26 protein-coding genes, 1 tRNA gene and 1 pseudogene are annotated in these 25572 nt (G+C 63.0%); 10 read left to right on the forward strand and 18 right to left on the reverse strand.

What is annotated here, in order from left to right; translation table 11 throughout:
- The first annotated feature begins 90 nt into the window (after positions 1-90).
- Positions 91-699: a hypothetical protein gene (locus tag V1273_RS05055; protein WP_334408909.1), complete on the forward strand. Its 609-nt coding sequence runs from the start codon at positions 91-93 to the stop codon at positions 697-699.
- A 156-nt stretch (positions 700-855) separates the two neighbouring features.
- Here the strand turns inward: V1273_RS05055 and V1273_RS05060 are convergent, their stop codons facing one another.
- The 4 genes from V1273_RS05060 to V1273_RS05075 form a co-directional block, all read right to left on the reverse strand.
- Positions 856-1944: a TRAP transporter substrate-binding protein gene (locus V1273_RS05060; RefSeq protein WP_057841585.1), complete on the reverse strand. Its 1089-nt coding sequence runs from the start codon at positions 1942-1944 to the stop codon at positions 856-858.
- 392 nt (positions 1945-2336) lie between these two features.
- Positions 2337-3650 (reverse strand): NAD(P)H-dependent oxidoreductase, encoded by a 1314-nt coding sequence (locus V1273_RS05065; RefSeq protein ID WP_334408910.1) that lies wholly within the window; start codon positions 3648-3650, stop codon positions 2337-2339.
- Between the two features lie 145 nt (positions 3651-3795).
- Entirely contained in the window at positions 3796-4596 is an 801-nt protein-coding gene (locus tag V1273_RS05070) for a phytanoyl-CoA dioxygenase family protein (RefSeq protein WP_334366546.1), read from the reverse strand.
- 76 nt (positions 4597-4672) lie between these two features.
- Complete coding sequence (locus tag V1273_RS05075) at positions 4673-5347, reverse strand: GntR family transcriptional regulator (RefSeq protein ID WP_334366547.1); 675 nt, start codon at positions 5345-5347, stop codon at positions 4673-4675.
- Positions 5348-5494: 147 nt separating this feature from the next.
- On the opposite strand from V1273_RS05075, the gene V1273_RS05080 reads away from it, so the two are divergent.
- A complete protein-coding gene (locus V1273_RS05080; RefSeq protein ID WP_334408911.1) occupies positions 5495-6313 on the forward strand; it encodes a class I SAM-dependent methyltransferase in 819 nt (272 codons plus the stop codon).
- Here the strand turns inward: V1273_RS05080 and V1273_RS05085 are convergent.
- A complete protein-coding gene (locus V1273_RS05085; RefSeq protein ID WP_334408912.1) occupies positions 6306-7163 on the reverse strand; it encodes a sigma-70 family RNA polymerase sigma factor in 858 nt (285 codons plus the stop codon). The two genes, V1273_RS05080 and V1273_RS05085, sit on opposite strands and share 8 nt — an antisense overlap.
- A 117-nt stretch (positions 7164-7280) precedes the next feature.
- Here V1273_RS05085 and V1273_RS05090 point away from each other — a divergent pair, with 117 nt between their 5' ends.
- Both V1273_RS05090 and V1273_RS05095 read left to right on the forward strand, forming a co-directional pair.
- A complete protein-coding gene (locus V1273_RS05090) occupies positions 7281-7736 on the forward strand; it encodes a carboxymuconolactone decarboxylase family protein (protein WP_334366549.1) in 456 nt (151 codons plus the stop codon).
- A 162-nt stretch (positions 7737-7898) separates the two neighbouring features.
- Positions 7899-9632: an adenylate/guanylate cyclase domain-containing protein gene (locus tag V1273_RS05095; protein WP_334408914.1), complete on the forward strand. Its 1734-nt coding sequence runs from the start codon at positions 7899-7901 to the stop codon at positions 9630-9632.
- A 16-nt stretch (positions 9633-9648) separates the two neighbouring features.
- Here V1273_RS05095 and V1273_RS05100 read toward each other — a convergent pair whose 3' ends face one another.
- The 4 genes and pseudogenes from V1273_RS05100 to V1273_RS05115 all read right to left on the reverse strand — a co-directional run bounded on the left by V1273_RS05100 (position 9649) and on the right by V1273_RS05115 (position 12587).
- Positions 9649-9810: a hypothetical protein gene (locus tag V1273_RS05100; RefSeq protein WP_334408915.1), complete on the reverse strand. Its 162-nt coding sequence runs from the start codon at positions 9808-9810 to the stop codon at positions 9649-9651.
- Positions 9807-10784 (reverse strand): IS110 family transposase, encoded by a 978-nt coding sequence (locus tag V1273_RS05105; RefSeq protein WP_334408422.1) that lies wholly within the window; start codon positions 10782-10784, stop codon positions 9807-9809. The genes V1273_RS05100 and V1273_RS05105 overlap by 4 nt, the downstream gene beginning before the upstream one ends.
- A gap of 77 nt (positions 10785-10861) precedes the next feature.
- Complete coding sequence (locus V1273_RS05110) at positions 10862-11758, reverse strand: alpha/beta fold hydrolase (RefSeq protein ID WP_334408916.1); 897 nt, start codon at positions 11756-11758, stop codon at positions 10862-10864.
- A gap of 5 nt (positions 11759-11763) precedes the next feature.
- Positions 11764-12587: pseudogene (locus V1273_RS05115) on the reverse strand (alpha/beta fold hydrolase).
- Positions 12588-12776: 189 nt separating this feature from the next.
- Here V1273_RS05115 and V1273_RS05120 point away from each other — a divergent pair.
- Complete coding sequence (locus V1273_RS05120; protein ID WP_334366553.1) at positions 12777-13319, forward strand: methylated-DNA--[protein]-cysteine S-methyltransferase; 543 nt, start codon at positions 12777-12779, stop codon at positions 13317-13319.
- Between the two features lie 125 nt (positions 13320-13444).
- Here V1273_RS05120 and V1273_RS05125 read toward each other — a convergent pair whose 3' ends face one another.
- The 6 genes from V1273_RS05125 to V1273_RS05150 all read right to left on the reverse strand — a co-directional run bounded on the left by V1273_RS05125 (position 13445) and on the right by V1273_RS05150 (position 18130).
- Positions 13445-14248 carry an enoyl-CoA hydratase/isomerase family protein gene (locus V1273_RS05125; protein WP_334366554.1) on the reverse strand — a complete coding sequence of 268 codons (804 nt, stop codon included), beginning with the start codon at positions 14246-14248 and terminating at the stop codon, positions 13445-13447.
- A complete protein-coding gene (locus tag V1273_RS05130; protein WP_334408917.1) occupies positions 14245-15114 on the reverse strand; it encodes an MBL fold metallo-hydrolase in 870 nt (289 codons plus the stop codon). The genes V1273_RS05125 and V1273_RS05130 overlap by 4 nt, the downstream gene beginning before the upstream one ends.
- Positions 15111-15416 (reverse strand): hypothetical protein, encoded by a 306-nt coding sequence (locus V1273_RS05135; RefSeq protein WP_334366556.1) that lies wholly within the window; start codon positions 15414-15416, stop codon positions 15111-15113. Before V1273_RS05135 ends, V1273_RS05130 begins: the two co-directional genes overlap by 4 nt.
- A 22-nt stretch (positions 15417-15438) precedes the next feature.
- A complete protein-coding gene (locus tag V1273_RS05140) occupies positions 15439-16053 on the reverse strand; it encodes a glutathione S-transferase family protein (protein ID WP_334408918.1) in 615 nt (204 codons plus the stop codon).
- 154 nt (positions 16054-16207) lie between these two features.
- On the reverse strand, positions 16208-17050 hold the full coding sequence (locus V1273_RS05145; protein ID WP_334408919.1) for a fumarylacetoacetate hydrolase family protein: 843 nt from the start codon (positions 17048-17050) through the stop codon (positions 16208-16210).
- A 231-nt stretch (positions 17051-17281) separates the two neighbouring features.
- Positions 17282-18130 (reverse strand): MBL fold metallo-hydrolase, encoded by an 849-nt coding sequence (locus V1273_RS05150; RefSeq protein ID WP_334408920.1) that lies wholly within the window; start codon positions 18128-18130, stop codon positions 17282-17284.
- 117 nt (positions 18131-18247) lie between these two features.
- Here V1273_RS05150 and V1273_RS05155 point away from each other — a divergent pair, with 117 nt between their 5' ends.
- Positions 18248-18703, forward strand: a complete 456-nt coding sequence (locus V1273_RS05155) for a DUF3775 domain-containing protein (protein ID WP_334383751.1) — start codon at positions 18248-18250, stop codon at positions 18701-18703.
- Here the strand turns inward: V1273_RS05155 and V1273_RS05160 are convergent.
- The 3 genes from V1273_RS05160 to V1273_RS05170 all read right to left on the reverse strand — a co-directional run bounded on the left by V1273_RS05160 (position 18666) and on the right by V1273_RS05170 (position 22293).
- Positions 18666-19670 (reverse strand): NADPH:quinone reductase, encoded by a 1005-nt coding sequence (locus V1273_RS05160; RefSeq protein ID WP_334408921.1) that lies wholly within the window; start codon positions 19668-19670, stop codon positions 18666-18668. The two genes, V1273_RS05155 and V1273_RS05160, sit on opposite strands and share 38 nt — an antisense overlap.
- Complete coding sequence (locus V1273_RS05165) at positions 19667-20449, reverse strand: SDR family oxidoreductase (protein WP_334408922.1); 783 nt, start codon at positions 20447-20449, stop codon at positions 19667-19669. Before V1273_RS05165 ends, V1273_RS05160 begins: the two co-directional genes overlap by 4 nt.
- Before the next feature lie 236 nt (positions 20450-20685).
- Positions 20686-22293 (reverse strand): GMC family oxidoreductase, encoded by a 1608-nt coding sequence (locus V1273_RS05170; RefSeq protein ID WP_334412173.1) that lies wholly within the window; start codon positions 22291-22293, stop codon positions 20686-20688.
- 330 nt (positions 22294-22623) lie between these two features.
- Here V1273_RS05170 and V1273_RS05175 point away from each other — a divergent pair.
- The 4 genes from V1273_RS05175 (at position 22624) to V1273_RS05190 (ending at position 25557) form a co-directional block, all read left to right on the forward strand.
- Positions 22624-22700 (forward strand) — tRNA-Met (locus V1273_RS05175).
- A gap of 829 nt (positions 22701-23529) precedes the next feature.
- On the forward strand, positions 23530-23790 hold the full coding sequence (locus tag V1273_RS05180; RefSeq protein WP_442894064.1) for a DUF4167 domain-containing protein: 261 nt from the start codon (positions 23530-23532) through the stop codon (positions 23788-23790).
- A 192-nt stretch (positions 23791-23982) separates the two neighbouring features.
- The gene (locus V1273_RS05185) at positions 23983-24810 is read left to right on the forward strand and encodes a universal stress protein (RefSeq protein ID WP_334366563.1); all 828 of its coding nucleotides are present in this window, start codon (positions 23983-23985) and stop codon (positions 24808-24810) included.
- A gap of 153 nt (positions 24811-24963) precedes the next feature.
- On the forward strand, positions 24964-25557 hold the full coding sequence (locus V1273_RS05190; protein WP_334408923.1) for a uracil-DNA glycosylase: 594 nt from the start codon (positions 24964-24966) through the stop codon (positions 25555-25557).
- Positions 25558-25572 lie beyond the last annotated feature (15 nt).

Raw genomic sequence — 25572 nt, forward strand, 5'->3', positions numbered from 1 at the left:
CTTCCGCCCGAGTTCACAAGCCATTCAGCCGGGTTCCCATACCTCTTGGACGAGGTCCGAACACTGTCTAATTTCTCAAAGGAGCGTCCCATGCGTGAGATCTTTCGCCCCGCCGCCGTTGCCTTGAGCACTGCCTGTCTCGCGCTCGCCTTATCGGCCGTTTCCAGCGGCGAGGTGCTGGCGCAGGCCAAGCAGGCGCCGCCGAAGCAGGCTCCTGCCCAGGCCGCGCCGCCGCCTGCCCAGCAGGAGGTCCCCGCCATCAAGCAGATCGCGCTGACCGACAAGCAGATCGAGAGCGTGCTAGCGGCGCAAAAGGATGTCGACGCGATCACCGATAAGATCCCCGACAACGCCAAGCCCGACCCGAAGATCGATGCGCAACTCGACGCCGTCGCGAAAAAGCACGGCTTTGCCAGCTACGACGAATACAACACCGTCGTCGACAACATCAGCCTGGTGCTCGGCGGCTTCGATCCGGCGACGAAGAAGTTCGTCGGCGCCGAAGCCGTGCTCAAAGCACAGATCTCCCAGGTCCAGGCCGACAAGAAGATGCCGGCCAAGGACAAGAAGGCAGTGCTGGCCGATCTCAATGAGGCGCTGAAGTCGCCGCCGCCGGCAATCGAGAACAAGGGCAACATCGATCTCGTCGCGAAATACTACGACAAGCTCGCCGAGGCGCTCGGCGAGGGCGACGAGTAAGCCGCAAGCGTTTTCAAGCGAGGCATGCCCTCGGACGTGATCCGAGGGTGGACCGGTTCGCGTGAAGAAAACGCGTAAAGATTAGAGAGCCACCCGTTCAACGAAGAGGCCCCGGAGAAATCTCCGGGGCTTCCTTTTTGTCAGCGGTAGTGCGCCTCAGGTGCGGGTGCGCATTCGCATCATGAAGCTGTCGTAGCTCAGCTCAGCCACCTGATTCCATGCCAGCGACTCGTTGCGGAACGCCGACAGGCTCGTATACATCTTGTTGAAGTGCGGGTTGTTCTTGGCGAGATCTGCGTAGATGCCGTTGGCGGCATTGTAGCAAGCCTCGAGCACTTCCTGCGGGAACGGTCTGAGGATCGCGCCCGCAGCCAACAGCCGCTTCAATGCCGGCGGATTGACGTAGTCGTATTTGCCGGTGACCCAGGTGAACGTATCGTAGGACGCGGTCTCGATCGCGGCCTGGTAATGCTTCGGCAGCGCGTTGAATTTTTCGAGGTTCATGATGTTGTGGCCCTGGCCGGTGCCTTCCCACCAACCCGGATAGTAGTAGTACTTCGCGACCTTCACGAAGCCGAGTTTCTCGTCGTCGTAAGGGCCGACCCACTCGGCCGCATCGATGGTGCCCTTTTCCAGCGCCGGATAGATGTCGCCGCCCGCGATCTGCTGCGGCACGCCGCCGACCTTGGCGATGATGGTGCCGGCGAAACCGCCGACGCGGAATTTGAGGCCCCGGAAGTCATCCATCGACTTGATCTCTTTCCGGAACCAGCCGCCCATCTGCGCGCCGGTAGAGCCGGTCGGCTGGCCGATGCAGCCATACTCCTTCAAGAGGTCGTTGAGCATGTCCATGCCGCCGCCGAAGCGCAGCCAGGAAATATGCGAGCGCGTGTTGAGGCCGAACGGCAGCGACGTGCCGAAGGTGAACGCCGGGTTCTTGCCCCAATAGTAATAAAGCGCGGTGTTGCCCATCTCGACGGTGCCGTTCGAGACGGCGTCGAGCACCTGCAGACCGGGCACGATTTCGCCGGCCGCGAACGCCTGAATCTGGAATTTGTTGTCGGTGATTTCGGCAACCCGCTTGGCGAAATATTCACAGCCGCCATACAGCGTATCGAGTGCCTTCGGCCAGCTTGCCGTGTAGCGCCACTTTATCTCCGGGTTGGACTGCGCAATCGCTGGCGCGGCAACCGCACTCGCGGCAAGACCGACGCCGCCCACCTTCAAGAAATCACGACGTTTCATTTGTCTCCCCTCTGTTATCGTCGAGACCGACCAAGGGACAACGATCTCACGTCGTCTTCTCTGGTTTTCCGATGGGCGGTGCCGGACTGTTGTTTAGGAATGTGGGCCCTGAAACCTAGGCTCTTGGTGCTGCAATCAATTTTCCCGGCTTTGTGGACCTGAAGGCAGGATGACGAATTGGTGATTGATAATCAAGCGCTCTGGTTAGCCGCAAGTGCGAAGAGCTGCCTGAATATCGAGCGGCCCAGATGCAGTACTGGTTAATCGGATTGCCGCATTGCGGTAATTCCGCCGCGCAGGCGCGGAGGACAGCGCCCATCATTCGACCTGAAGTGCATGCGCAGCGCAGTGGAGTTTTCGGCTGCAACTTGTTTCCGACGCGCGCCGCGTGATCATCGTCTGGTGGAGAATGCCGCTTCCATCGCCCTGCGCGTCTTGATGGTGTCGCTGTTTTCATCGACCTCGACATCGCTCCAGCACACCACCTCGCCGTGGGCGAGGTCGTTCTTCAGCTTGACGCGATGAGCAAGCCCGATCGGTAACGCGCCGGCGGCGAGGCTTTTCGATGCCGGCATCAACTTGCCCCACACGGTGTAGCCGCCTTCGCCGTCCAGCATTTCGCCGGCGCGCAGATCGCGTTTTGCAATCGCCGCGACGTCGCCGCGAAAATCATGCGGCTGACCGGTCGGCTCGTTGCGTAGCGCGGCCGAGAGGATCGAGATATTCAGCTCAAGTCCGATCAGATGATACGGCTTGTACATCGCCGCATATCGGCCTGATGCGTCGGTCTTCAGCCCATATTGCCTGAAGCAATCGGCAGTGTAATCGTTCGGCGCTTCCAGCACGACATAGACGCCCCAGCGCAGATCCCGGAATACGGGACGGCCGTCGCGCTCCAGCGAAGACACGACTTCCGCAAGGCCGGCCTTCTCCAGCACGCCGCCCGCCTCACGTGGCCGCATCACATGCGGCAGATCGTCGACGCCGCAAGGTGGAAACAGCAACCCGTCCGACGGCACGTCCAGTCCGGTCGCATTCGCGATCGCCGCCATTTCGATCGCGGACTTGGTGCCGTCCAAAAACGAGTTGAACATCTGCGGATTCATGCCGGCCGATTGCGCTTCGCCCGCCGTCAGCCCGTAATGCTGCCAGACGCCGTCCGGCGTCACGTCGTGATAGGCGGGCAGGTATTTGGTGCCCTTGCCGGCGGCGACGACGCGAAAGCCCGTCGCGCGCGCCCAGTCCACCATTTCGGCGGTCAGCGCCGGCTGGTCGCCATAGGCCAGCGAATAGACCACGCCAGCCTTGCGCGCTTCCTGCGCCAGTAGCGGCCCGGCCAGCACGTCGGCCTCGACATTGACCATCACGACATGCTTGCCCGCCGCAATGGCCGCGCGGGCATGCCTAATGCCGACGGCCGGGTTACCGGTAGCTTCCACCACGACGTCCACTGCGCTGTCGGCGATCGCGCGCGCGCCGTCGTCGGTGAAGACCGTCCGCGCGATGCGCGCCTGATCCCAGCCGACGGTGCGGCAGGCTTCGCGGGCGCGATCGCGATCGATGTCGATGATGACGGGCACTTCGAGTCCCGGCGTATGCGGCACCTGCGACAAGAACATCGAGCCGAATTTTCCGGCGCCGATCAGCGCGACGCGAACCGGCTTGCCGGCCGCCAGTCGGGCATTGAGAAGGTGGTGGAGGTTCATGAGAGTTTCCAGTTATCGTGTCCCGGACGCGGTGCAGCACGAAGTGCTGCTCCGCAGAGCCGGGACCCATGGATACGATGGGAGTGGGCCCCGGCTCAGCAGCGCAACGTTGCATGTTGCGCTGCGTCCGGGGCACGAGAGAGCCTCACTCCGCGGCTTGCCGATGCGCACGCGCGAGCCGCAGCAACGCGTCGTCGTCCACCGTCTGGATCGGCGTGAAGTCGCGATGCGCGATGTAGTCGGGCCGCGTGGGGGTGCGGATGTAGTTCGAGACCGCATTCAGCGTCAGGTAGACGATCTTGCGCGGGTAGGGCGTGATGTTGCCGCTTGATCCGTGCACCAGGTTGCCGTGGAACATCAGCATGCCGCCGGCCTTGCCGGTGGGCGCGACGATGCCGCCTTCCTTCACCAGCCGGGTGACAGTCTCCTCATCCAGGGTCCACAGCGGATAGGACGTCGTTTCCAGATCATGCGAGGCCTTGAGGTCGCCGGCGTGCTGGCTCTTCGGCACCAGCATCAACGGGCCGTTGATCGGCATTACCTCGTCCAGGAAGATCGCGATGTTCATCGCGCGCGGCTCCGGCATGCCGTCGTCGCGCTTCCAGGTGCCGTAATCCTGATGCCACTGCCAGACATCGCCGGTGAAGGCGGCTTTGGCGTTGATCTTGAATTGATGCATGTAGACCTTCTCGCCGAAGATCTGCTCGATCGGCTCGATCATGCGTGGATGCGCGCCGAGAGCGCCGAACGCCTCGTTATAGAGATGCGCGGCAAAGGCGGTGCGCGGCGCGCCGCTCTTCTCGCGCCACACCTCCGGGCGGTTGGCGTCGTAGATGCTGACGGCCTCGCGGGCGAGATAATCCACTTCCTCCGGGCTGAACAACTCCGGCAGGAACAGCCAGCCTTCGCGGTTGAAGAATTCGATCTGCTGTGGCGTCAGTTTCATGGTGTTTCCTCCTTTGGTTCTTGTTGTTGTCATTCCGGGTTCGATGCTTCGCATGCCCCGGAACGACCGCGCGTTGTTACGCCGCTCTATCCGTCGCCCTCAGTCTCTCTTCAGTCATCCGCCCGGCCGTCTGCGCATGCGCCAGCGCTGTGGCCTCCGCCGCCCTGGCGTTGCCGGTGAGAATCTGCGCGGCGATCGCCTCATGCTCTTCCCAGGCGCGTTCGCGGTAATCGAGCTCTGCCAGCACCGTCGCCATCGAGCGGCGCATATGCGGCCATTGCGGCGCGATCATTTCCTCGATCGCCGGATTGCCCGCGAGGCGATAGACGGCGCTGTGAAAATCGACGTCGAGGGCGATCAGCCGCGAAAGCGGCGTGTCTTTGCCGATGCTCCGCCCGGCCTGCAGCGCCGCCTCGAGCTGCGCGCGCCCGGAAGCATCGGCTCTCGCCCGCCCAGCCGCGAGCTTTGCCGCCAGCGCGTCGATCGCGCCTCGCACTTCGTAGAGCTGGCGGATGCGTTCGGGATCGAGCCGGATGACTTCAAAGCCGCGGCGGCCGCTTTCGGCGACGAGCCCCTGCCGATGCAGCAGATGCAGCGCATGGGACACCGGCTGGCGCGATACGCCGAGCTTTTCTGCAAGCTCGTTCTGCCGGATGCGATGCCCGGGCGGCAACGAACGATCGGTGATCGCCTCGAGGATCCGGGCATAGACCTGGTCGATCAGGTTGGGGAGTGGATCCACGGGGATCATGCCGGTCGTCCCATTTTGGAATACGGAATTCCGAATTCAGAAATTAGCGACCGGCCCTGGCTGCGTCAAGGGGCTGTGGGGAGACTCACAATTGCCGCGCGCCCGGCAGGCTATATTTCGACGGGGCGCGTGATCGGAGGATTGATCATGGACAATGCCGCGAGTTTCACGGGCAGCATCCCGCATTATTACGATCAGGGCCTCGGACCGGTCATTTTCGTCGAATATGCCGCTGACATTGCGCAACGCGTCGCGGCTGGCCGCCCGGCGCGCGTCCTGGAGACGGCGGCCGGCACCGGCATCGTTACGCGCAAGTTACGCGATGCGTTGCCGGCCGATACCCAACTGACGGCGACCGATTTCAATCCGCCGATGCTCGATATTGCCCGCGCCAAGTTTCAGACCGGCGAGCAGGTCGCCTTCCAGCCCGCCGATGCGGTCGCGCTTCCATTCGCCGATGCAAGCTTCGATGCGATCGTTTGTCAGTTCGGCCTAATGTTCTTTCCGGACCAGGCAAAATCCTTTTCTGAGGCCAATCGTGTGCTCGCGCCCGGCGGCCGCTACGTGCTCAGCGTTTGGGACTCTCACCGCTACAATCCGTTCGGCCGGATCGCGCATGAAGTGGCGGGCCGTTTCTTCGCGACCGACCCGCCGCAGTTTTACAACGTGCCGTTCTCCTGCCACCAGATCGATCCGATCAAGGAGATGCTGATCACGGCTGGCTTCGGCGACATCGGCATTGCCGTGATCAGGCAGGTAAGAGAACTCTCTGACGTCGCGACCTTCGCGCGGGCAGCCGTCCATGGTAATCCGCTGATCGATCAGGTCCGGGCGCGCGGCGGCGTCGATCCGGACCAGATCGTCGACACGATGGCGCAGGCGTTTCGCCGCGAATTCGGCGATCCCGGCCGGATGCCGGTTCAGTCAATCGTGTTCTCCGCAGCAAAGGTGACGCCGCTCACGTGAGCAGGTTTACGTCGAACTGTTCGATCCGCTCGGCATCGGCCACCGCTTCCACCGCCGAGATCCTGTCGCCACTGATCGTCAGCCGCACCACGATGCGCAGTTGCCCTCCGAGAATGACAGCGAGCGCGATTGCACCGTCGACCAGCGCCGGCTTGGCGGCTTGTGCGCGTCCCTTGAAGACTTCGGCAACTGCAGCAGAGCCACGGATTTCCGCGAACGAGCCCAGTCGCTGCGCGGCGGAATCGGCGCGGAACACCACCTCGGGATCGAGCACCGCGAGCAGCCCTTCGAAGTCGCCCTCGCGGGAAGCCTTGATGAAGGCCTCGACGATGGTTTTCTGCCGGCCAAAGTCGGGATCCGGCGGCGGCGTGCCCTGCACCCGGCGACGGGCGCGGCTGGCCAGTTGCCGTGCCGCGGCCGGCGTGCGGCCGACGATGGGCGCGATCTCCTCGAACGGCACCGCGAACATGTCGTGCAGCACGAAAGCAAGCCGCTCCGCAGGCGCGAGCGTTTCCAGCACCACCAGCAGCGCTGCGCCGACGGAGTCGGCCATCTCTGCGTCCCGCCCATGCTCGTCATCGGCGACAGGTTCCGGCACGTGCGGACCCATTGGTTCCTCGCGCCGCGATTTGCGCGAGCGCAGCATGTCGAGGCAGACGCGGGCGACGACCGTGGTCAGCCAACCCCCGAGGTTTTCGACCGCGCTGGTATCGGAACGGCTCAGCCGCAGCCAGGTTTCCTGCACGGCATCATCGACCTCGCTGGTCGAACCCAGCATGCGGTAGGCCACCGCCCGCAGATGGGGCCGGTTGGCCTCGAATCTCTCAGCCAGAAACTTTTTCTCGTCCATCGGTCACATTCCCATGTCGCGTTCCGTCATGGTGATGACGAACGAAAGCGCGCCGATGTGACAGCAAATCGGCGCCGCCGCGTCAAAAACAGAACCAACCATATGGAGCGCAAAATGATGCAAGCCCGAATGAATCATCCCGTCATGGTCGTTCCCGACGCCATGAAGGCGCTGCAGGCGCTGGGCGACCTGACCAAGAACAGCCTGCCGGAAAAGCTGCTCGAACTGGTGCACCTGCGGGCCAGCCAGATCAACGGCTGCAGCGTCTGCGTCGACATGCACCCGAAACTCGCCAGGAAGGCCGGCGAAACCGACGACCGCCTGTTCGCGGTGGCCGCCTGGCGCGACACGCCTTATTTCACCGAAGCCGAGCGCGCGGCCCTGGCGTTGACGGAAGCGCTGACACGGATCAGCGACCGTGCCGATCCGGTGCCGGACGAGGTCTGGAGCGAGGCCGACAAGCATTTCGACGAGGCGGAGCTCTCGGCGTTGATACTGGCGATCGCCAACATCAATGTCTGGAACAGGCTCAATGTAGCCGTGCGTCAGCCTGTGGGCGTCTGGAAGGTGTAGCGGGGACGGCATCCCCAAAACTATCGTCAATTTTAACGCGCCGGAACGTGCTTAATTCACCGGCGCGCGCTAAACATCAAGCCCGGCCGGATCGGCCGGGCTTTCGCTTTTTGTTGCCTTTATCCGTTTCCCAACATGTCCCTGGTTTTAGAATATACCTCGATGCTGCGACCGACCATCCGCAAGCGAATCCTCGGCATCGCTATCGGGCTGATCTTTCTGATGGTGATCATCTCGGCGCTGTCGACGGTGATGACGCGAAAAATTGCTCATCAGCTCGATGAGCTGACGACCAAATATGTCGAAGCATATGGGCATCTGGCGCGAATGAACGTCCGCTCCCTGGAGCAGGCGGTGGTGGTTCGCCGGATGGTGTTCATCAAGATACAAACGCCGCCGGACGAGACCGCCTTTGCAGATCAGCAAACCATCTATGAGGCGAAAGGGCGGGAGATCGACCAGGAGGCGCAGGCCGCACGCGCCCTGATCATTGCAATCATTGATGATCCGACCACCGTCTCCGACGACGCCAAGCTCGGACGGATCGAAAATCGGATCGAGACCATAACGAGCGACCTTCGCCGTTATCTGGACGAAGAGCATAAGCGGATCTGGCCGCAGCTCGATTCCGGCAACATGCCCGAGGTGCGGGCTAGCCTTGTTCGGACCGATGCGCTCCGCGACGAATTCAATCGCAAGATTGAGGAAATCCGGCACGACATGCTGGAGCAGGTCCGCAGCGATGCGGCCGTGACGATGCGGGATCAGCAGCGCGCGATTGTCATCTCCGCGATCGTGACGATGCTTGCGGCCATCCTCGGACTGACGTTCGCGTTTTTTGTCAGCATCGGTATTACTCGCCCGGTGCGGCGGCTGCTGGACGGCACCCGCGCCGTCGAGGCCGGCCGGCTCGACGGATCGATCGACGTCACCACGCGCGACGAAATCGGCCAGCTCACGACCGCCTTCAACAACATGGTCGAGCAACTGCGCCACAAGGAGCACCTGCGCGAGACTTTCGGCCGCTACGTCGATCCGCGCGTGGTGGAAGGGTTGATCGACCAGCGATCGCTGACTGCCGGCGCCGGCGAGCGGCGGGTGATGACCGTGCTGTTCTGCGACATGCAGGGCTTTACCAGCCTCAGCGAGGGTATGACGCCCCAGGGCCTCGTCAAGGTGATGAACCACTACCTGTCGACGATGTCGGAGCCGATCCGCAGCCATCGTGGCATCATTGACAAGTATATCGGCGACGCGATCATGGCCTATTGGGGGCCTCCCTTTACCGAGCACAGCGAGCAGGCGCGCCTGGCCTGCCTCGCCGCCGTCGAGATGGCCGACCGCGGTACGGCGCTGCGCAGGGAGTTGCCCGAATTGCTCGGCATACGCACCGTGCCGAGCGACTGCGACGTTCGCATCGGGGTTGCCACCGGCGAAGTGCTGGTCGGCAGCATCGGCTCGGAATTCATGATGAGCTACACGGTGATGGGGGACGCGGTTAATCTCGCTTCGCGACTGGAGAACGCCAACAAGGTCTATGGTAGCCATTCGCTGGTTTCGGAGGTTGCGATCACGGCGGCCGGCGATGCGGTCGAATCCCGCGAGATCGATCGGCTGGTGGTTGCTGGTCAGACCGTTCCCCAGGCAGTGTTCGATATCCTGGGGCGCAAGGGCGAGCTCACCGACAAGCAATTGGCGTTGCGGGAGCGATATGCCGAAGGTCTCGCCGCCTATCGGGAGCGCCGCTGGGACGATGCGCGCCTGGCCTTTCATGCGGCGCTCGAGGCGGTCCCCAGCGACGGACCGGCCACGGCGCTGGCCAAGCGTGTCGAGAATTTTCAGCTCAACCCGCCGGCCGCGGATTGGGATGGTGCGTGGCGGCTCGACCAAAAGTAAGAAGTCGGCGGCGCATCTACGCCGCCAGGAAATCTACCGTGATGTTCGTCAAGAGGTCGATCATGGGCGAGAGTGCGGCATCGTGCTCGCCGGTCAAGGCGACCGCTGCGCGGCGGCGATGCCGGCCTTGACCGGCTGCGCTCGCTGCCGCGTTGGCTTGCCATGATCGAAGGCTCATGCCGCAGGCCTGGCTGCGTGTCTCCAATCTGATCGGTCACGGATCATGGCGTTGAGCGTCACCAGCATTTTGCGCATGACGGCGGTGAGCGCGACCTTGCCCAGGCGATGATTGTCATCGACCAGATGTCGGTAGAAGGCCTTCATGACCGGATTGTGCTGGATCGCGCTGCGGGCGCCGTTGAAGAGCACTTTGCGCACGCTGGAGCGGCCATGACCAATGGACGCATGCCCGTGCTGCTTGCCGCTGTCGCGCGTGTGCGGGGCAAGGCCGCAAAGGGCCGCGATTTTCTTGCCTGACAGATGTCCGAGTTCCGGCAGGTCCGCGATCAATGTTTCCGCGATGGCGGGGCCGACACCGCAGAAGGTTTGCAGCCGCCGGCTGGTCTCGGCATGCGCGGAGCTTGCGATGCGTTCGGCGATGGCCTTGTCGACCGTAGCGAGTGAACGCTCAAGGGCGGCAATGACCGCCCGCAGGCTCTTGCGCACAATGGCGCTGTCTGCCACGTCGCAGCGGCAGGTCTCGGCATGCAGCAGAGCCTGTAACTGCCGGCGCCGCGATGCGAGTTCACGTAAGACCTCATCGGCCTCTGGAACCGACTCGATGTCGCGGCGAGCGAGCTCCTCGGCGGCAAAGTCGGCCAACAATTTGGCGTCGATGCGGTCCGTCTTGGCCTTGATGCCACGCCGCCTGCGATAGGCGACGACTTCGTTCGGGTGCACCTGCTTGAAGGCGACCTTCGCGCGGCGGAGACACCGTCGCAGAAGCCGCTCATAGCCGCCCGTCGGCTCGAACGCGACCAGGCCGATCGAGCCGGCCCCGATCTGCATAAACCAAGCGTCAATCGCTCGCTCACTGTTCGCGATCCGCTTGACCCGACTGTCACCCGCGATCGCAATGTCGATCCACTCCTTGGCAACGTCCACCCCGATCACCATCTTGTCCATGTGGCTGTTCTCCGACAGAATATGCATCTGGTCGGCACGCCGGATTGCAATGCGGGCTCAGGCCCTCTCTACCGTGCGCGTGTCAGACCGTAACGCCGGCGGTCCTAAGATTCCCACGGTCTTGCAGGACCTGACCAGTACTCGAGGGGCCGCCGGCGCCCCATCCAACAGGATGGCGACGCCATCATGCAATCCAGTACGACGTTGCAAAATTCCTGCGGTGCGTGTTCGAACATCCAGTGGCGCGTGCCGGGGATCACCGCCGTCCGCGCGCCCGGAATATGTTCGGCCAGCACGCGCCAGATTACCGCCAGCGCGCCCCTGGTGTCGCCGCCGCCGATCAGCAGCATCGGTGTCCTGATCGCCTCCGCTTCGCTCTTCAGGAATGGTTTGCGGTTTTCGCCGACTTGACCGAGCAGCGTATGGATATTGTCGCGCAATTGCTGCCGCGCCACCGCCGGCCATCGCGCCCATGCGCCTTCGCCGTCGATGCCATCGACGAACAGCGCCAGCGCGCCGTCGATGTCACCGTTTCGCACCATCTCGGCCGCGACCGGAATGCGCGGGCCCAGCGGCACGGGGCCAGGAGGTGGACTGCTCGGCTGCAGCGACGGCTCGAGATCGCCGCCCGGTTCGGCAAGGACGGCTTTGCGCAATAAATCAGCCCGCGCCTGCGCCACCCGGAATCCGATATGGCCGCCGCGCGAATGGCCGATCAGATCGACCGGCCCGGCATTCAGTTTTTCGATGAAGCCGATGACGTCGGCGACGTGCTGCGCCATCAGATAGTCGTTGCCGATGCCGTCCCAATGCTCCGGAAAGAATCGCCGCAGGCTCAGCGAAATCACGCGGTGGCGTTTGGACAGCGGCCCCAGCACTGCGTTCCAGGTGCGGAAATCGCCGAGCGTACCGTGCACGAGAACCAGCGGCGGGCTGTTGGTAGCGCCTTGGCCTACATCGAGATAGGCCATGTCGTAGCCGTTGATGTTCAAGGTCTGCATCGCGATCAATCCTCCCCGAGATACGACAGCACGATTTCGCAATATTTCTGCGGCGCCTGTTCGAACATCGGATGCGTGGCCCCGGGATAATCTCGACGCGCGATCCCCTGACGTTGGCGGCCAAGGCATTGAGCACCTTTGGCAGCGTACCCTTGGTGTTGGCGCCGCCGATGAACAGCGTCGGCGTCGTGATCGCTTCTGCATCCGCCTTGGAGAAGGGCGGCCGGTGGTCGCGCATCTGCCCGATCAGCGTCGTCGCGTTGTCGCGCAGCAATTGCTTCGGCGTCGCCGGCAGGCGCTTCCAGGCGCCGCGACCTTCCAGCGCATCCATGAAAATCTGCAGGCCGCCGTCGATGTCGCCCTTGGCGATCACGCTGGCGGAAGCCGCGATCATTCCGGCCAGCGGCGAGGGACCGGGCATGTAAGCCGGATCGAGCGTGGCATCGAGTTCGCCGCCGGGCTCGGCCAGGATCAGCTTGCGCAGCAGATCAGGCCGGCGCTGCGCGACTCGGAAGCAGATGTGCCCGCCGCGGGAATGGCCCATCAGGTCGACTGGCCTTGTGTCCAGCTTTTCGATGAAGCCGATCACGTCCTCGACATGCTGGGCGATCGAATAGGTATCGCCGACGCCGTCCCAATGCTCCGGGAAGAAATGCCGCAGCGACGGCGCGATCACCCGATGCTTGCGCGTAAGCAGTCCCAGCACCGACGACCAGATCCGAAAATCGCACAGCGAGCCATGCACGCACACCAGCGGCGGGCCATTGCCGGCGCCGTAGCCGACGTCGAGATAGGCCATGTCATAGCCGTTGACGTGAAAGGTTTGCATACGAAGCTCGCGGAATTGGAAGCAGGCGAGGGCCCATTGAACGGCGTCGGTGGGAGCCCCAGATCAGCGGAAGTTGTTCATGCCGTCAAGTTCCCCCGGGATTCGGGTGGATAGCAATAATCTCCAAGCCTAGATTTGAACCTGAGAGGAAAGCTGGGTGGCACTGAACAGGAGAATATGGAGCCAGTCATGACCGGGCACCATTTTACGATATTCGACACCGCGATCGGCCGCTGCGGCATCGTCTGGGGCGAGCGCGGCATTACCTCGGTGCAATTGCCGATGGGCGACGAGAAGAAGACCCGCACCCGCCTGCAGCAGCGCCATGGCGACCTGATCGAGACGCCGCCGCCGGCAAAGGTGCAGGCCGCGATCGACGGCATCGTCGAACTGCTCGAAGGCAAGCCGAACGATCTCGCCGACGTCGTGCTCGATCTCGATGGCGTCCCCGAATTCAACCGCGGTGTCTATGACATCGCGCGTACGATACCGCCGGGCAAGACCATGACCTATGGCGATATCGCCAAGAAGCTGGGCGGCGTGGAGCTGTCGCGCGACGTCGGTCAGGCGCTCGGGCGCAACCCCTGTCCGATCGTGGTGCCGTGTCATCGCGTGCTGGCGGCGGGCAACAAGCCCGGCGGCTTCTCCGCCAATGGCGGGGTGGTGACGAAGCTGAAGATGCTGGCGATCGAAGGCGCGGCGGTGAACCACACGCCGAGCCTGTTCGATTAGATCTTCGGTTCTGACTGAATCAGAACCGAAGCTCCAGGCTCTTGTTTTGACGCGTTTTCTTCGCGCGAACCGGTACCCACCCCGGATCACGTCCGGGGCGGGCTTCGCTCGAAAACGCTATGCGTTCACCGGCCCTTGAAATTGGGCGGCCGCTTCTCGTTGAAGGCCAGCACGCCCTCGCGGCGATCTTCCGTCGGCACCATGCGGTTATAGGCCTCGATCTCGAGCGCGAGGCCGTCCCGCAGGGATAGTTGCAGGCCGCGATGGATCGAGAGCTTTGCCTGCCGGACGGACATCGGTGCGTTGCGGGCTATCCGCGAGGCGGTCGCCAGCGCCGCCGGCAATAGTTCGGACAGCGGAAAGACTTCGTTCACAAAACCCCAGTCACGTGCTTCCGCTGAAGTAAACGGCTTGCCGGTCAGGATCAGCTCCTTGGCGCGGCGCTCGCCGACGGCGCGCGGCAAGGTTTGCGTGCCGCCGCCACCCGGCATGATGCCGAGTGTCACCTCGGTCAGCGCGAAGCGCGCGCTCTCGGCGGCGTAGAGGAAATCGCAACAGCCTGCGATCTCGCAGCCGCCGCCATAGGCCGCGCCGTTGACGGCGCCGATGATCGGGACGGGGCAGTCGATCAGCGCCCGCACCATGCGCTCGAAAATGACGTGCTGGCGCGTCCACGCCTCATCCGTCATGCCATGCCGCTCCTTCAAATCGCCGCCGGCGCAGAACGCCTTGTCACCGGCGCCGGTCAGCACGATGCAGCGCAGGCTCATGGAATCGAGCGCGACGTCTTCGAAATAGCGCACGAGATCGCGGCCCATCTGGGTATTGAGCGCGTTCGAAGCGTTCGGCCGATTGAGCCGGACGATGGTCACGTGCTCGTCGACAGTTTCGACCCAAAGCGTCTCGAAATCGGACGGGTTCGAGCTCATATCGCCTCGCAGATAAATCCGTTGCCCGCGCGCCGGATCTTCCCAACCGAAGGCGACGGGAAATGCGCGGTGCAGCACAGCGTATCGGTGTCGCAGTAGCGTTCCAGGAAACCGCGCCGCGTCGCCGCCGCCTGCGCCGGATCGACGTCAAACTTCACGGATAGTTCCGGATAGCGCGTCTGCAGCGGCGAGTGCATCAGGTCGCCCGAAAATACGGCGTCATCCTTGGCCCGACCGAAGGTGAAGGCGACATGGCCGGGCGTATGGCCCGGCGTCGGCAGGATGCGGGTGTGATCGCCGATGGCGTAGTCGCTGCGGACGATTTCGGCCTGTTTGGCCTCGACGACCGGTAGCACGCTGTCGCCAAATGGCGGCACCGGCGTCTTCGCGTGCGTCTCGGTCCAGTAGTCGAATTCGGTCTTGTCGAACACGTAACGCGCTTTCGGGAAGGTCGGCACCCAGCGGCCATTATCGAGCCGCGTGTTCCAGCCGACATGATCGGCATGCAGATGCGTGCACATGACGTAGTCGATGTCTTCGATGGAAATCCCGGCGGCGGCCAATGCGCGCGCATAGGTGTCGTCCGTCTTCATGTTCCATTTCGGCCGCTGCGGCCGCGGCTTGTCGTTGCCGATGCAGCTATCGATCAGGATGGTGTGGTGCGGCGTCTTCACGACGTAAGACTGGAAGCAGAGGATCAGCACGTCGTCATGGTCGAGCGCGCCGGACTTTTGCATCCACGGTCGGTTCTCGGCCAAGACCTCCGGGGTCAGCCCCGGCAGCATCTCCAAAGCCGGCAGGAAGGTGGTTTCCTGCTCGATGATGCGGTGGATGGTGAGGTCGCCGACGGCAAATTTCAGGCTCATGGTTTTCCTGCTGAATTGTCGCGCGTTGTTGTCCCGGACGTAAGGAATAATGAAGTTGGCAGGTCGCCGAAAAAACCGATCGCCCGAAAACGCGGCGTGACTGATTGCTCGATCCATTCGACCGAAACGATCTGCCGGCCGCCAGCAGTCAGCCAACCGTCGCCAATCGCGTCTGGGCTGCCGCCGGCGAGATTGCGCTGGCCGGTGGAGAATTCCTGTAGCTGGGCGGATGCGCCAGATGCGGCGAGCGCGAAAACGGCAGCGAAGCCGAGGTGCCGCAATTTTTTGCCAACCTCGCGCATGCTACCGTCTCCGTTGTTTGGGTTACGCCGGCGGCGGCGCCGAGATTTTCACCGACGGCCGCTCCATCATCTTCTGATGGAAGGCATCGAGCTTTGGATAGGCCTTGCGCCAGCCGCAATCGGCAAAGCGGAAGTCGGCATAGCCGAGCACGCAAACCAGGCCGATCTGCGCAATGTTGAACGGACCGGACAGCACGTCGGGCTTGTTCTCGAACCGCGCCATGCCGGCCCACGCGCGATTCCAATGGTCGTCATGCCAGGCGTCCCAGCGCAGCCCTTCCGGCCGCACCATTTTTTCGTACCGGCACAGCAGCATGGAATCGAGCATGCCCTGCAGCAGGGAATGGTCGCTCTTCACCTTCCATCGCTCAGGCCCGGATGCGGGGATCAACTTTCCGCCGCCGGCGAGCTCGTCGAGATATTCGACGATGACGTAGGAATCGAGAATGACGTCGCCATTGTCGAGGATCAGCACCGGCAGCTTTTTCAGCGGCGTGATCTTCGAATATTCTTCATTGGGTTGACCCGGAGCAACCGTCGCCGGAGTGAATTCGATTCGGTCGATCAGACCGGTTTCGATCGCGACGATGCGGACTTTTCGGGCGAACGGCGAGGCGGGAGAGAAGGTGAGTTTCATGCTGTCCTCGAGGGCTTCTTCTTGTTTTGTCCGGCGATGACGACCACTCGATGTCATCATCCGCGAAGGCGGATGATCCAGTACCCCGCGGCGGTTCGGTTTTCTCACCCACGCCGCGGCGTACTGGATACCCCGCATTCGCGGGGTATGACATCTAGGCCGCGACGATTTCCTGGCGCTGCTCGCCGAGCCCTTCGATGCCGAGCGTAACGACGTCGCCGACGTTGAGGAAGGTCGGCGGCTTCATGCCGAGGCCGACGCCGGGCGGGGTGCCGGTGGTGACGATATCGCCCGGCAACAGCGTCATGAACTGCGAGACATACGAAATGCACTTCGCCATCGAGAAGATCATGGTCGAGGTCGATCCGGTCTGGCAGCGCTTGCCGTTGACGTCGAGCCACATCGACAGGTTCTGCACGTCGGGGATTTCGTCCTTGGTGACTAGCCACGGGCCGAGCGGGCCGAACGTGTCGTGCGATTTGCCTTTGGTCCACTGACCGAGCCGCTCGATCTGAAAGTTGCGCTCGGAGACGTCGTTGCAGACGCAGTAGCCGGCGATGTGGTTGAGCGCGTCGGCCTCCGAGACATACTTGGCGCGGGTGCCGATGATGGCGGCGATCTCGACTTCCCAGTCGAGCTTGGTGGAGCCGCGCGGCTTCTCGACCGCGTCGTTCGGGCCCGACAGCGAGGTGTTGGCCTTGATGAAGAAGATCGGCTCGGTCGGGATCGGCGATCCCGTCTCCTTGGCGTGGTCGCTGTAGTTCAGGCCAATCGCGACGAATTTCGAGATGCCGGTGACCGGCGCGCCCAGGCGCTGCTTGCCGTCGACGGCGGGAAGCTCGGAGGTATCCAGCGCCGCCAGCTTGGCCAGCGAGGCCGGCGCATAGGCATCCCCGTCGAGATCCCTGACGTGGGCGGAAAGATCGCGCAACTGGCCGGATTTATCGATCAGGCCGGGCTTTTCCGCACCCTTGGCGCCGTAACGAACAAGCTTCATTTTATCGCTCCCTGCGGGTTATCAGACCCTATTGGTGGTATACCTCGGCACGCTTCATGGAACAGCGGGGCAGGAAATTCAACTGCCGACCGACCCCAGCGCTACATACCAGACCCTCATCCTGAGGAGGCCGCAGCGCGGCCATCTCGAAGGATGTGGCCCGAGTGGGGCCTACATGGTTCGAGACGGCGCTTTGCGCGTCCTCACCATGAGGGGGCAGGCAGTCCGGAGTCACCCCACCGCCACGAACCGGAAAGCGTCGCCATCGCGCTTGATGTGACCGGCACTGAAGTGCCCGCCAATCACCAGCGTCGGCGTGTCGGCGAAGCGCGAAAACAGTTCGCGTCGGGTTTCGGCCGACTGCCGGGGATCGGAATCGGCGGTCGAGGACCAGTTGAGATGCGCCATCTGGCACGGATGATGGGCGACGTCCCCCGTCAGCAGGGCTTCCTCGCCGTCCGACTTGATGTGGACGCTCATGTGGCCGGGACTGTGGCCGGGGGTCGGGATCAGCGTGATTTCATCCGTCAATCTGGCATCGCTGGCGACGAGCTCGGATTTGCCGGCGTCGGCGATCGGCTTCACGGAATCGTCGAACACGGCGAGCTTGTCCGGCGCATCGCTGTGGTCGCGCCAGTGCTCGTATTCGCCTCTGCCGAACACATATCGGGCATTGGCGAAGGTCGGCACCCATTTGCCGTCGATGAGTTTCGTGTTCCAGCCGACATGGTCGACATGCAGGTGCGTGCACAGCACGGTATCGATACTGTCGGGCGGGAAGCCCGCCGCTGTCAGCATGTCGAGGAACGGGTGCTTTCGGTTGTTCCAGGTCGGCACATTGCGGCCCTGTTTGTCGTTGCCAAGACCGGTATCGACGATGATCCGGCGCGACGGAGTCTCGACCAGGAACGAATGGATCGACATTTTCAGCCGGCCTTCCTCGGTCGCAAATTGCGGGATCAGCCAAGGCAGTTTCCGGATTTCCTCGTTGGTCGCGAGCGGAAGAATGAAACGGGTGCTGCCGACAGTCTCCATTTCGACAACTCTCGTGATCCTGACCCTGCCCACGTTCCACTGCATCCGGCGCATCCTCTCGTTTCTGATTGTTCGGGCGAGGATGCGGGTTTCCATCAGCCGGTGCAATGGATCATCCGACAGCGTTCGGCGTTATCGCATAGCCCGTATGAGGAACATGCGATGCCAGAACTCATGATTTCGCCCGAGAAAATCGGCTTTCTGATCGAGAAAGCCCGGCAGTTCGACGTCAAGGAAGGGGCATCCGATCCGGACTCAGGGTCGAACGCGGGCGATGACGACATGATCGACGTGCTGCAGGACAACGGAAAAGATCCGGTCGTCAGCGAGATCACCGGCTTCATCAACTCGCTTTCCGAGGACGAGAGGGTCGCTCTCGTTGCCCTGATGCGACTGGGGCGCGGCGACGCCACCATCGAGGAATGGGAGGATCTGCGTACGGAGGCGGCAGGCCAGCGGGACCTCGACACCGCGCGCTATCTTCTTGGCGAGCCGATGCTTGGAGATTTGCTGGCGCAGGGGCTCGACGAGTTCGGCCTTACCTGGAACGAGGAGCGAACGACGGCGGATTCCTCCGGTGTCAGCCAGCGGGAAGAAGACGAGCGCAATCCACGATAACCGTGCCCAGCTTGTCGCCTTTCTCCACCGCAAGGTGCGCCAGCGCGGTGTCCGAGAGTGCAAACTGCGCGGCGACGTTGTGGATGCGCCGGCCTGCCGACAGCCATTTCGTGATGTCGGCCTGCGCCGCCGCCAGTAGCGGCGGCGGCAGCGCAAACAGCACGAGCGCGCGGACCGCGATGCATTTCTCCATCAATTCGCGCATTGGTACGACCGGCGTGCGGTTGCCGTTGGTGGCGTAGACCGCAATCGTCGAATTGGTGCCCATCAGTTTCAGCGTGGTCGCGATATTGCCGCCGAAATCGACATCGACAACACGGTCGACGCCGCGCTGCCCGGTGAAGGCCATCGCCTTCGCAACAACGTCATCCGTCCTGTAGTTGACGACGAGATCGGCGCCGGCGAGACGTGCCTGCTCGGCCTTGGCCGCCGAACTGACGGTCGCGATCACCTTGGCGCCACCCCATTTGGCGAGCTGCACGGCGTAGTGCCCGACCGCGCCGGCGCCGCCGGTGACGAGCACCGTCTGCCCCACGATCGGCCCGTCGCAATAGAGACAGCACCATGCCGTCATGCCGGGAATGCCCAGCGTGGCGCCTTCGGCAAACGACAGACTGTCCGGCAGCGGCGTCACCAGATGTTCGGCGAGCGCAATATATTCAGCCGCGGTGCCGAACGCGCGGCCATTGCGCTGGCCGTTGAACAGCCAGACCCGCTGGCCGATCTTGAGCCGCGTGACGCCGTCGCCGACCTGATCGATGATGCCGGCGCCGTCGCTGTTGGGAATGACGCGCGGATATTCCATCGGCCGGTAGCCGCCGCCGCGGCGGCCGACATCGGCGGGATTGACGCCGGACGCCTCCAGCCGCACCCGGACTTCGCCCGGGCCGGCCACCGGCGTCGGCGTCTCGCCATAGGCCAGCACTTCCTGTGCTGGCCCGGTTCGCTCGTACCAGACTGCCTTCACAGCGTGCCGGGGAAAGCGCCGCCGTCCAGCAGGATGTTCTGGCCGGTGATAAAGCCGGCCTTGGCGCCGCACAGGAAGGCGCAGGCGTAGCCGAACTCGTCCGGATCGCCGAACCGCCCCGCTGGATTTTGCTTGGCGCGCTCGGCAAACACTTGGTCCGGCGGGATGCCGCGCTTCTCGGCTTCTGCTTTCCCCACACCGCGCAGGCGGTCGGTGTCGAACGGTCCCGGCAGCAGCGCATTGATGGTGACGTTGCTGATCACGGTCTTGCGCGACAGTCCCGCGATGAAGCCGGTGAGTCCGGCGCGCGCGCCGTTGGAAAGCCCCAATATGTCGATCGGCGCCTTCACCGCGGCCGAGGTGATATTGACGATGCGGCCAAATTTCCGCGCCATCATGCCGTCCACCGTCGCCTTGATCAGTTCGATCGGCGTCAGCATGTTGGCGTCGATCGCCTTGATCCAGTCGTCGCGGGTCCAGTTGCGGAAATCGCCGGGCGGCGGGCCGCCGGCATTGTTGATCAGGATGTCTGGTTCGGGACAGGCCTTCAGCACGGCTTCGCGGCCGGCGGGCGTCGTGATGTCGCCGACAATATCGGTTACCGTGACGCCGGGACTGGCCTTGCGGATATCGTCGGCCGCCTTTTTCAGCGCCTCCGCGCCGCGCGCGGTCAACGTGACATGCACGCCCTCATTGGCCAGCGCCATAGCGCAGGCGCGGCCCAAGCCCTTGCTCGATGCGCAGACGATGGCACGGCGGCCTTTGATCCCAAGATCCACTTTTTCTCTCCCGTTGCGTCAGGTGATGTTCTTGTAGTCCGATGCGGCCACTCTAGCCAAGTCGCGCGCCGCTGATAAGCCGCCGAGCCTGCTGATATTGCATATTGCGATCCCGGAAACGGGTCTCTCCACGTCATTGCGAGCGTAGCGAAGCAATCCATGCCACGGCATAACGGATAGATGGATTGCTTCGTCGCTTCGCTCCTCGCAATGACAGAGGAGCGCTACAACGAAAATCAACCCGCCCGCATCTCCGCTCTTATCATGTCGGCGGCCTTTTCCCCGATCATGATCGTCGGCGCATTGGTGTTGCCGCCGATCAGGGTCGGCATGATCGACGCATCGACCACGCGCATTCCTTCGACGCCGTACACTTTCAGCTTCGGATCGACCACGGCCATGGGATCGTTGACGCCCATCTTGGCCGTGCCGACCGGGTGATAGACGGTGTCGACCGGGGCGCGCAACACGTCGCGGATATCGTCATCGCTATGCACGCCTTCCGTGAACATCTCCTTCTTCTGCAACGCGCGCAGCGCCGGCGTCTCCATCAGCCGGCGCGTGGTCTTGAAGCCGGCGACCATGGCTTCCAGGTCGTCCGCGTCACCGAAGAAATTCGGGTCGATCAGCGGCGGCGCAAATGGATCGGCACCGAACAGCGAAATTCTACCGCGGCTCTTCGGCCGCAGCAGGCAGACGTGGCAGGAGAAGCCGGTGCCGCGATGGCGCTTGCGGCCGTGATCGTCGGCCATCGCCATGCCGAAATGAAGCTGAATATCGGGGATGTCGAGATCGGGTCGGGTTTTCAGGAAGCCGCCGCATTCGGCGAAATTCGATGTCATCGGCCCGGTGCGTTGGCGGCGATACTGTCGGATGGCCCGCAGCAGCCGCGGCAGCGCTTTAAGTGAAATGCCGTTGAAGTGGGGATTGTCGGACATGTAGCCGAACACGAAATCCGGGTGATCCTGCAGGTTTTGTCCGACGCCAGGCAGGTGATGCACGGTGGCGACACCGTGCCTTGCAAGCTCGATACTGTCGCCAATACCCGACAGCATCAGGAGATGCGGGGTCTGGAACGCGCCGGCGGAGAGGATCACCTCGCGCCGGGCGCGGATCTGCTTCAGCTCCTTGCCCTGCCGATATTCGACGCCGACCGCGCGCTTGCCTTCGAACATGAGGCGTGTGGCGTGGGCTTGAGTCTCGACGCGCAGATTGGCACGGTTGCTCATATGCGGGTGGATATAGGCGCGCGCGGCGCTGCAGCGCTCGCCGTTCCGCTGCGTCAGTTGATAGATGCCGAGGCCTTCGTGTTCGTCGGCGTTGAAATCCTCGCGCAGGCGAAACTGCGCTTCCTGCGCCGCCTGTAGAAAAATCTGCTGCACCGGATTGCCGGTGCGCGACTTGTTGACCGCGAGGGGACCGCCCTTGCCGTGGTATTCGCCGTCAAAATCGGCATTGTCTTCGGCGCGCTTGAAGTAGGGCAGCACGTCGGCGAACGACCAGCCGGTATTGCCGAGCGAGGCCCATTGATCATAGTCGGCGCGGTGGCCACGGATATAGACCATCGCGTTGATCGCCGAGGAGCCGCCGAGCCCCTTGCCGCGCGGCTGATAGCCGATGCGACCGTTGAGGCCCTTCTGCGGCACGGTGCTGAAGGCCCAGTTGTTGACGGGGCCTGCGACCATCAGCACGAGCGCGAACGGCGTCGTGACCACCCAATTGTCATTCCGGCCGCCGGCATCGAGTAGCGCCACCGACGTCTTCGAATCCTCCGATAGCCGGCCCGCCACCGTGCAGCCACCGGAGCCGCCACCCACCACCACGAAATCGAAGATATCGGTCACGCCCATGCCCCCTCCCGGACTTTTGTTCTGGCGACCTGATGGGCCGCGGCTTTGGGCGCAAAACTCCGCTTTTGCGGCGTTTATGGCAAGAGCGGTTCCAAACGCCGGTTTTGGCGCTCCAACTCCTCGTTTTTGCTGTCATAAAATCTGCAAAAGCCCCTTCTTGCCCCTTTCCAAAGCGAGGTGACGTTGATACATACCCCTCGCACCCGATGGCCTTGCCCGGGTCGCCTTCTCAGGAAGCCTCCGGACGGGATCGATCGGCGCAACCACGCGTTGGCCGGCTTCACGTCGGGTCCGGTTTTTTTCGAAGGCAGTGCAACGGTTTAACGCGGGGTGGAGCAGCCCGGTAGCTCGTCAGGCTCATAACCTGAAGGTCGCAAGTTCAAATCTTGCCCCCGCAACCAACGATACCGACACTCCCGTAGCTGACGCTGCGGGAGTTTTTCGTTTTGGTGGACTTGCCATCGTCCTGGCGGGCCATCCAGCCCAAGATCGCGTCCAAGCCGCCGTACAGAGCGTCGCGTGCATCGTACGAGATCGGCCGAAATTCTCGGTGACAAGCAGTGAGCCGGCGCTCGTGGGTATCTGGCCTAAGCGTCCGGGACCATTTCCCGCGGTCGGACGTTAGTGTCTTGAGAGAACGGCCACTGGCAAAGCCTTTTCGCGGGGCGATGCACCAGCAACTGGAGACGATCATGCCAGAGCGGAGGAGAGTGCAGAAAGCCAAGCGGGACAAGCGCGCGGGCAAGTCGCCAACCACCCAGGCGGGCGAGTTTGTGCACGAGGAGATTCGCAAAATCCGCCGCGGCCAACATGGAGCGAGATCGCCACAGCAGGCGATTGCAATCGGCCTATCCAAGGCACGGCGCGCGGGCGTCCCGCTTCGTCCGCCGGCAAAAGGCAAGGCCAAGGCAAGGACCCGCAAAAGCGCCGAATACGCCTATGAGGCAGGCCAAGGCAAGCGAAAGACCCGACGCCGGCCGCGCGTTTCACGTGCTGTATCGCAGACCCTCAAGCGCGAACCACGCGGCACGGCGTCACGCGCGGCACTGTCGAAACAGGCACGAAGCGCCGCCTCGCGTCGCTCCGCCTCGGCCCGCTCAGCGGCGGCTCGGAAGGCCGTAAAGACCAAAGGCCCGGCGCAGCGCTCTGCGGCAGCCAAAAAGGCAGCCCGGACCAGAACGCGTCGTCGGCGATAGCCTTGCGCAGAAGATCAATTTTACAGCTACCACAATGGCGATAAGAACACAGTCACGGAAAAGCAAAGTCGTCAGGACCCGCCCCCCGAGGCAGTCTCGGAGCGCACAAAGGAATTACGAGCGCTACGTAGATTTGGCTCGCGCTGAAGCGCTGAAGGGAGATCTGATCGCAGCGGAAAATTATCTTCAGCACGCCGAGCACTATTTGCGGTCGATGCACGAAGAGGCGCACGGCGGGCGGCTCTCGCCGCAGCCGGCAATTGTGCCCAAGCAGCGGCTGGGACACAGCGGATGATGGAGCAATCCTTCTACGATCGCGAAACCTGAGGACGGACGTGTTCTGCTCTCGGCGGGACCGCGCCACTGGCCTTTGCGCCCGGAACTAATGCGGACCGCCCGGAGTTCTTCATTTTGAGCGGCCGCTTTACACGAACGAACTCGCAAGCCCTTTGCCCCACAAGGGCAGCTCATCATGAGGAGGCTGGCCGTGATTCGAGACATTGTCGTCAACTTGGCGACCGGTAACTCTCGCGATCCAACAGCAGCGTACGCGATATCCGTTGCCAGGATGTTCGACGCCCAGATTGCAGGGATCGCAATGTGTCACTCCCCAGCGATTGTGGCTGGTGGCATGGAGGCTGTTCCGGCCGACCTAATCGAGTCCCTGCGCGAAGAGAGCGCCAGGGCGGCAAACGGGGCCATCGAAAGATTCAAACAGGCAGCGGCGCAGGCTCATCTTCCTGCCGAGGCGCAGATGGTCGAGACCAGCATTGAAGGAATCCCAAGGACGTTTGGCCGTATTGCTCGGACGTTCGATCTTGCAATCGTTGCGCGGGCCGAGCCCGAAGTGACGACCTCCACGGGTCTTGCCGCTGAAGCAGCGATGTTTGAATCCGGTCGGCCTATCGTCGTCGTACCCGGTATCCAAACGGACGGCATCAAGCTCGGCTGCATTCTCGTCTGCTGGGACGGAAGCCGCACTGCCGCGCGGGCGCTCGCGGACTCAATGCCGTTATTGGAGCGCGCGAAGTCGATCGAGGTGATCAACGTAGGCAATAGGGGTCGGGAAGCCGAAGAATCCCTGGCGGCCGTTGGCAGACACTTGGCGCGCCACGACTTGAATGCCAGCACCAAAGCGCTCACCGCCGATGGGGCTGATGTCACAAACGTGATCCTGTCGCACGCGGCAGATCTATCAGCCGACCTTATCGTAATGGGCGGCTTCGGCCATTCGCGGCTGCGCGAGTTCTTCCTCGGGGGCGTGACGCGTGGCATTCTCGACACGATGACCGTTCCGGTACTGATGTCGCATTAAAGACCGATGTTAGAGCTCGTCGAACGGCACTGATGCCCTTGATCATGTTGGCAAGGCTCTGTTGGGGGGCGCGTACGTCATCACCCGCAAAAGCAAGATGAGATGGCCGAACGACATTCGCGTTACCAGGCTTTTTGGCGAGTGTAGACACCGATGGCCGAGACAAGCATTGCCAACAAGCGACTCGATCAGCGCCGGGTCGCGCCTGAGGGTCTCTTCCGGCGACCGCGGCTATACTTGGTTGGCGAGGCACCCGGCGCCGAAGAAGCTGAGCAGGGAAGGCCCTTTGTCGGACCGGCTGGCTGCGCGTTGCGCAAACTGCTCGAGCAGGCTGGGATCGATCTCAGACAACTGCGTTTGGCCAACGCGATTCCATTTCGGCCGATAGAATGCACGGAAAAATCCACGCTGCGCAATCGCGCTCCGACTATCGAGGAAATCAATCAATACGGCGCCGCGGTACTGACGGACATCCGGCGCTCGAAGCCGCGCGTAGTCGTTGCGCTTGGCAGCACGGCGGCTCACCTATTCAGGGCGTCGCGTTCGATCCGAGCGTCGCGGAAGGCAAAGCTCCAATTTGATGGCCGTCCCCTGCAAATCACTTTTCACCCGGCCTACGTCCGCCGCTTCGGCGGGTCGAGCGGCGACGCTTGGCGTAAGATGGTCGCTGATCTGCGCCGGGCCTGGAAAGTATCGGCAATGTGCTCAAATGGCGCTCGAAGCAGGAAGCATTCTCCCGAGGGTTAAAGGCTGTTCAGCGGG

Origin of the sequence: Bradyrhizobium sp. AZCC 1721, assembly GCF_036924715.1 — a bacterium.
Taxonomy (GTDB): Bacteria; Pseudomonadota; Alphaproteobacteria; order Rhizobiales; family Xanthobacteraceae; genus Bradyrhizobium.

What these genes read in the sequence shown, in the direction of transcription:
- V1273_RS05055 (WP_334408909.1), top strand. Translation starts at nt 91, where the DNA reads ATGCGTGAGATCTTTCGCCCCGCCGCCGTTGCCTTGAGCACTGCCTGT.
- V1273_RS05060 (WP_057841585.1), bottom strand. Translation starts at nt 1,944, where the DNA reads ATGAAACGTCGTGATTTCTTGAAGGTGGGCGGCGTCGGTCTTGCCGCG.
- V1273_RS05065 (WP_334408910.1), bottom strand. Translation starts at nt 3,650, where the DNA reads ATGAACCTCCACCACCTTCTCAATGCCCGACTGGCGGCCGGCAAGCCG.
- V1273_RS05070 (WP_334366546.1), bottom strand. Translation starts at nt 4,596, where the DNA reads ATGAAACTGACGCCACAGCAGATCGAATTCTTCAACCGCGAAGGCTGG.
- V1273_RS05075 (WP_334366547.1), bottom strand. Translation starts at nt 5,347, where the DNA reads ATGATCCCCGTGGATCCACTCCCCAACCTGATCGACCAGGTCTATGCC.
- V1273_RS05080 (WP_334408911.1), top strand. Translation starts at nt 5,495, where the DNA reads ATGGACAATGCCGCGAGTTTCACGGGCAGCATCCCGCATTATTACGAT.
- V1273_RS05085 (WP_334408912.1), bottom strand. Translation starts at nt 7,163, where the DNA reads ATGGACGAGAAAAAGTTTCTGGCTGAGAGATTCGAGGCCAACCGGCCC.
- V1273_RS05090 (WP_334366549.1), top strand. Translation starts at nt 7,281, where the DNA reads ATGCAAGCCCGAATGAATCATCCCGTCATGGTCGTTCCCGACGCCATG.
- V1273_RS05095 (WP_334408914.1), top strand. Translation starts at nt 7,899, where the DNA reads ATGCTGCGACCGACCATCCGCAAGCGAATCCTCGGCATCGCTATCGGG.
- V1273_RS05100 (WP_334408915.1), bottom strand. Translation starts at nt 9,810, where the DNA reads ATGAGCCTTCGATCATGGCAAGCCAACGCGGCAGCGAGCGCAGCCGGT.
- V1273_RS05105 (WP_334408422.1), bottom strand. Translation starts at nt 10,784, where the DNA reads ATGCATATTCTGTCGGAGAACAGCCACATGGACAAGATGGTGATCGGG.
- V1273_RS05110 (WP_334408916.1), bottom strand. Translation starts at nt 11,758, where the DNA reads ATGCAGACCTTGAACATCAACGGCTACGACATGGCCTATCTCGATGTA.
- V1273_RS05120 (WP_334366553.1), top strand. Translation starts at nt 12,777, where the DNA reads ATGACCGGGCACCATTTTACGATATTCGACACCGCGATCGGCCGCTGC.
- V1273_RS05125 (WP_334366554.1), bottom strand. Translation starts at nt 14,248, where the DNA reads ATGAGCTCGAACCCGTCCGATTTCGAGACGCTTTGGGTCGAAACTGTC.
- V1273_RS05130 (WP_334408917.1), bottom strand. Translation starts at nt 15,114, where the DNA reads ATGAGCCTGAAATTTGCCGTCGGCGACCTCACCATCCACCGCATCATC.
- V1273_RS05135 (WP_334366556.1), bottom strand. Translation starts at nt 15,416, where the DNA reads ATGCGCGAGGTTGGCAAAAAATTGCGGCACCTCGGCTTCGCTGCCGTT.
- V1273_RS05140 (WP_334408918.1), bottom strand. Translation starts at nt 16,053, where the DNA reads ATGAAACTCACCTTCTCTCCCGCCTCGCCGTTCGCCCGAAAAGTCCGC.
- V1273_RS05145 (WP_334408919.1), bottom strand. Translation starts at nt 17,050, where the DNA reads ATGAAGCTTGTTCGTTACGGCGCCAAGGGTGCGGAAAAGCCCGGCCTG.
- V1273_RS05150 (WP_334408920.1), bottom strand. Translation starts at nt 18,130, where the DNA reads ATGCAGTGGAACGTGGGCAGGGTCAGGATCACGAGAGTTGTCGAAATG.
- V1273_RS05155 (WP_334383751.1), top strand. Translation starts at nt 18,248, where the DNA reads ATGCCAGAACTCATGATTTCGCCCGAGAAAATCGGCTTTCTGATCGAG.
- V1273_RS05180 (WP_442894064.1), top strand. Translation starts at nt 23,530, where the DNA reads ATGGCGATAAGAACACAGTCACGGAAAAGCAAAGTCGTCAGGACCCGC.
- V1273_RS05190 (WP_334408923.1), top strand. Translation starts at nt 24,964, where the DNA reads ATGGCCGAGACAAGCATTGCCAACAAGCGACTCGATCAGCGCCGGGTC.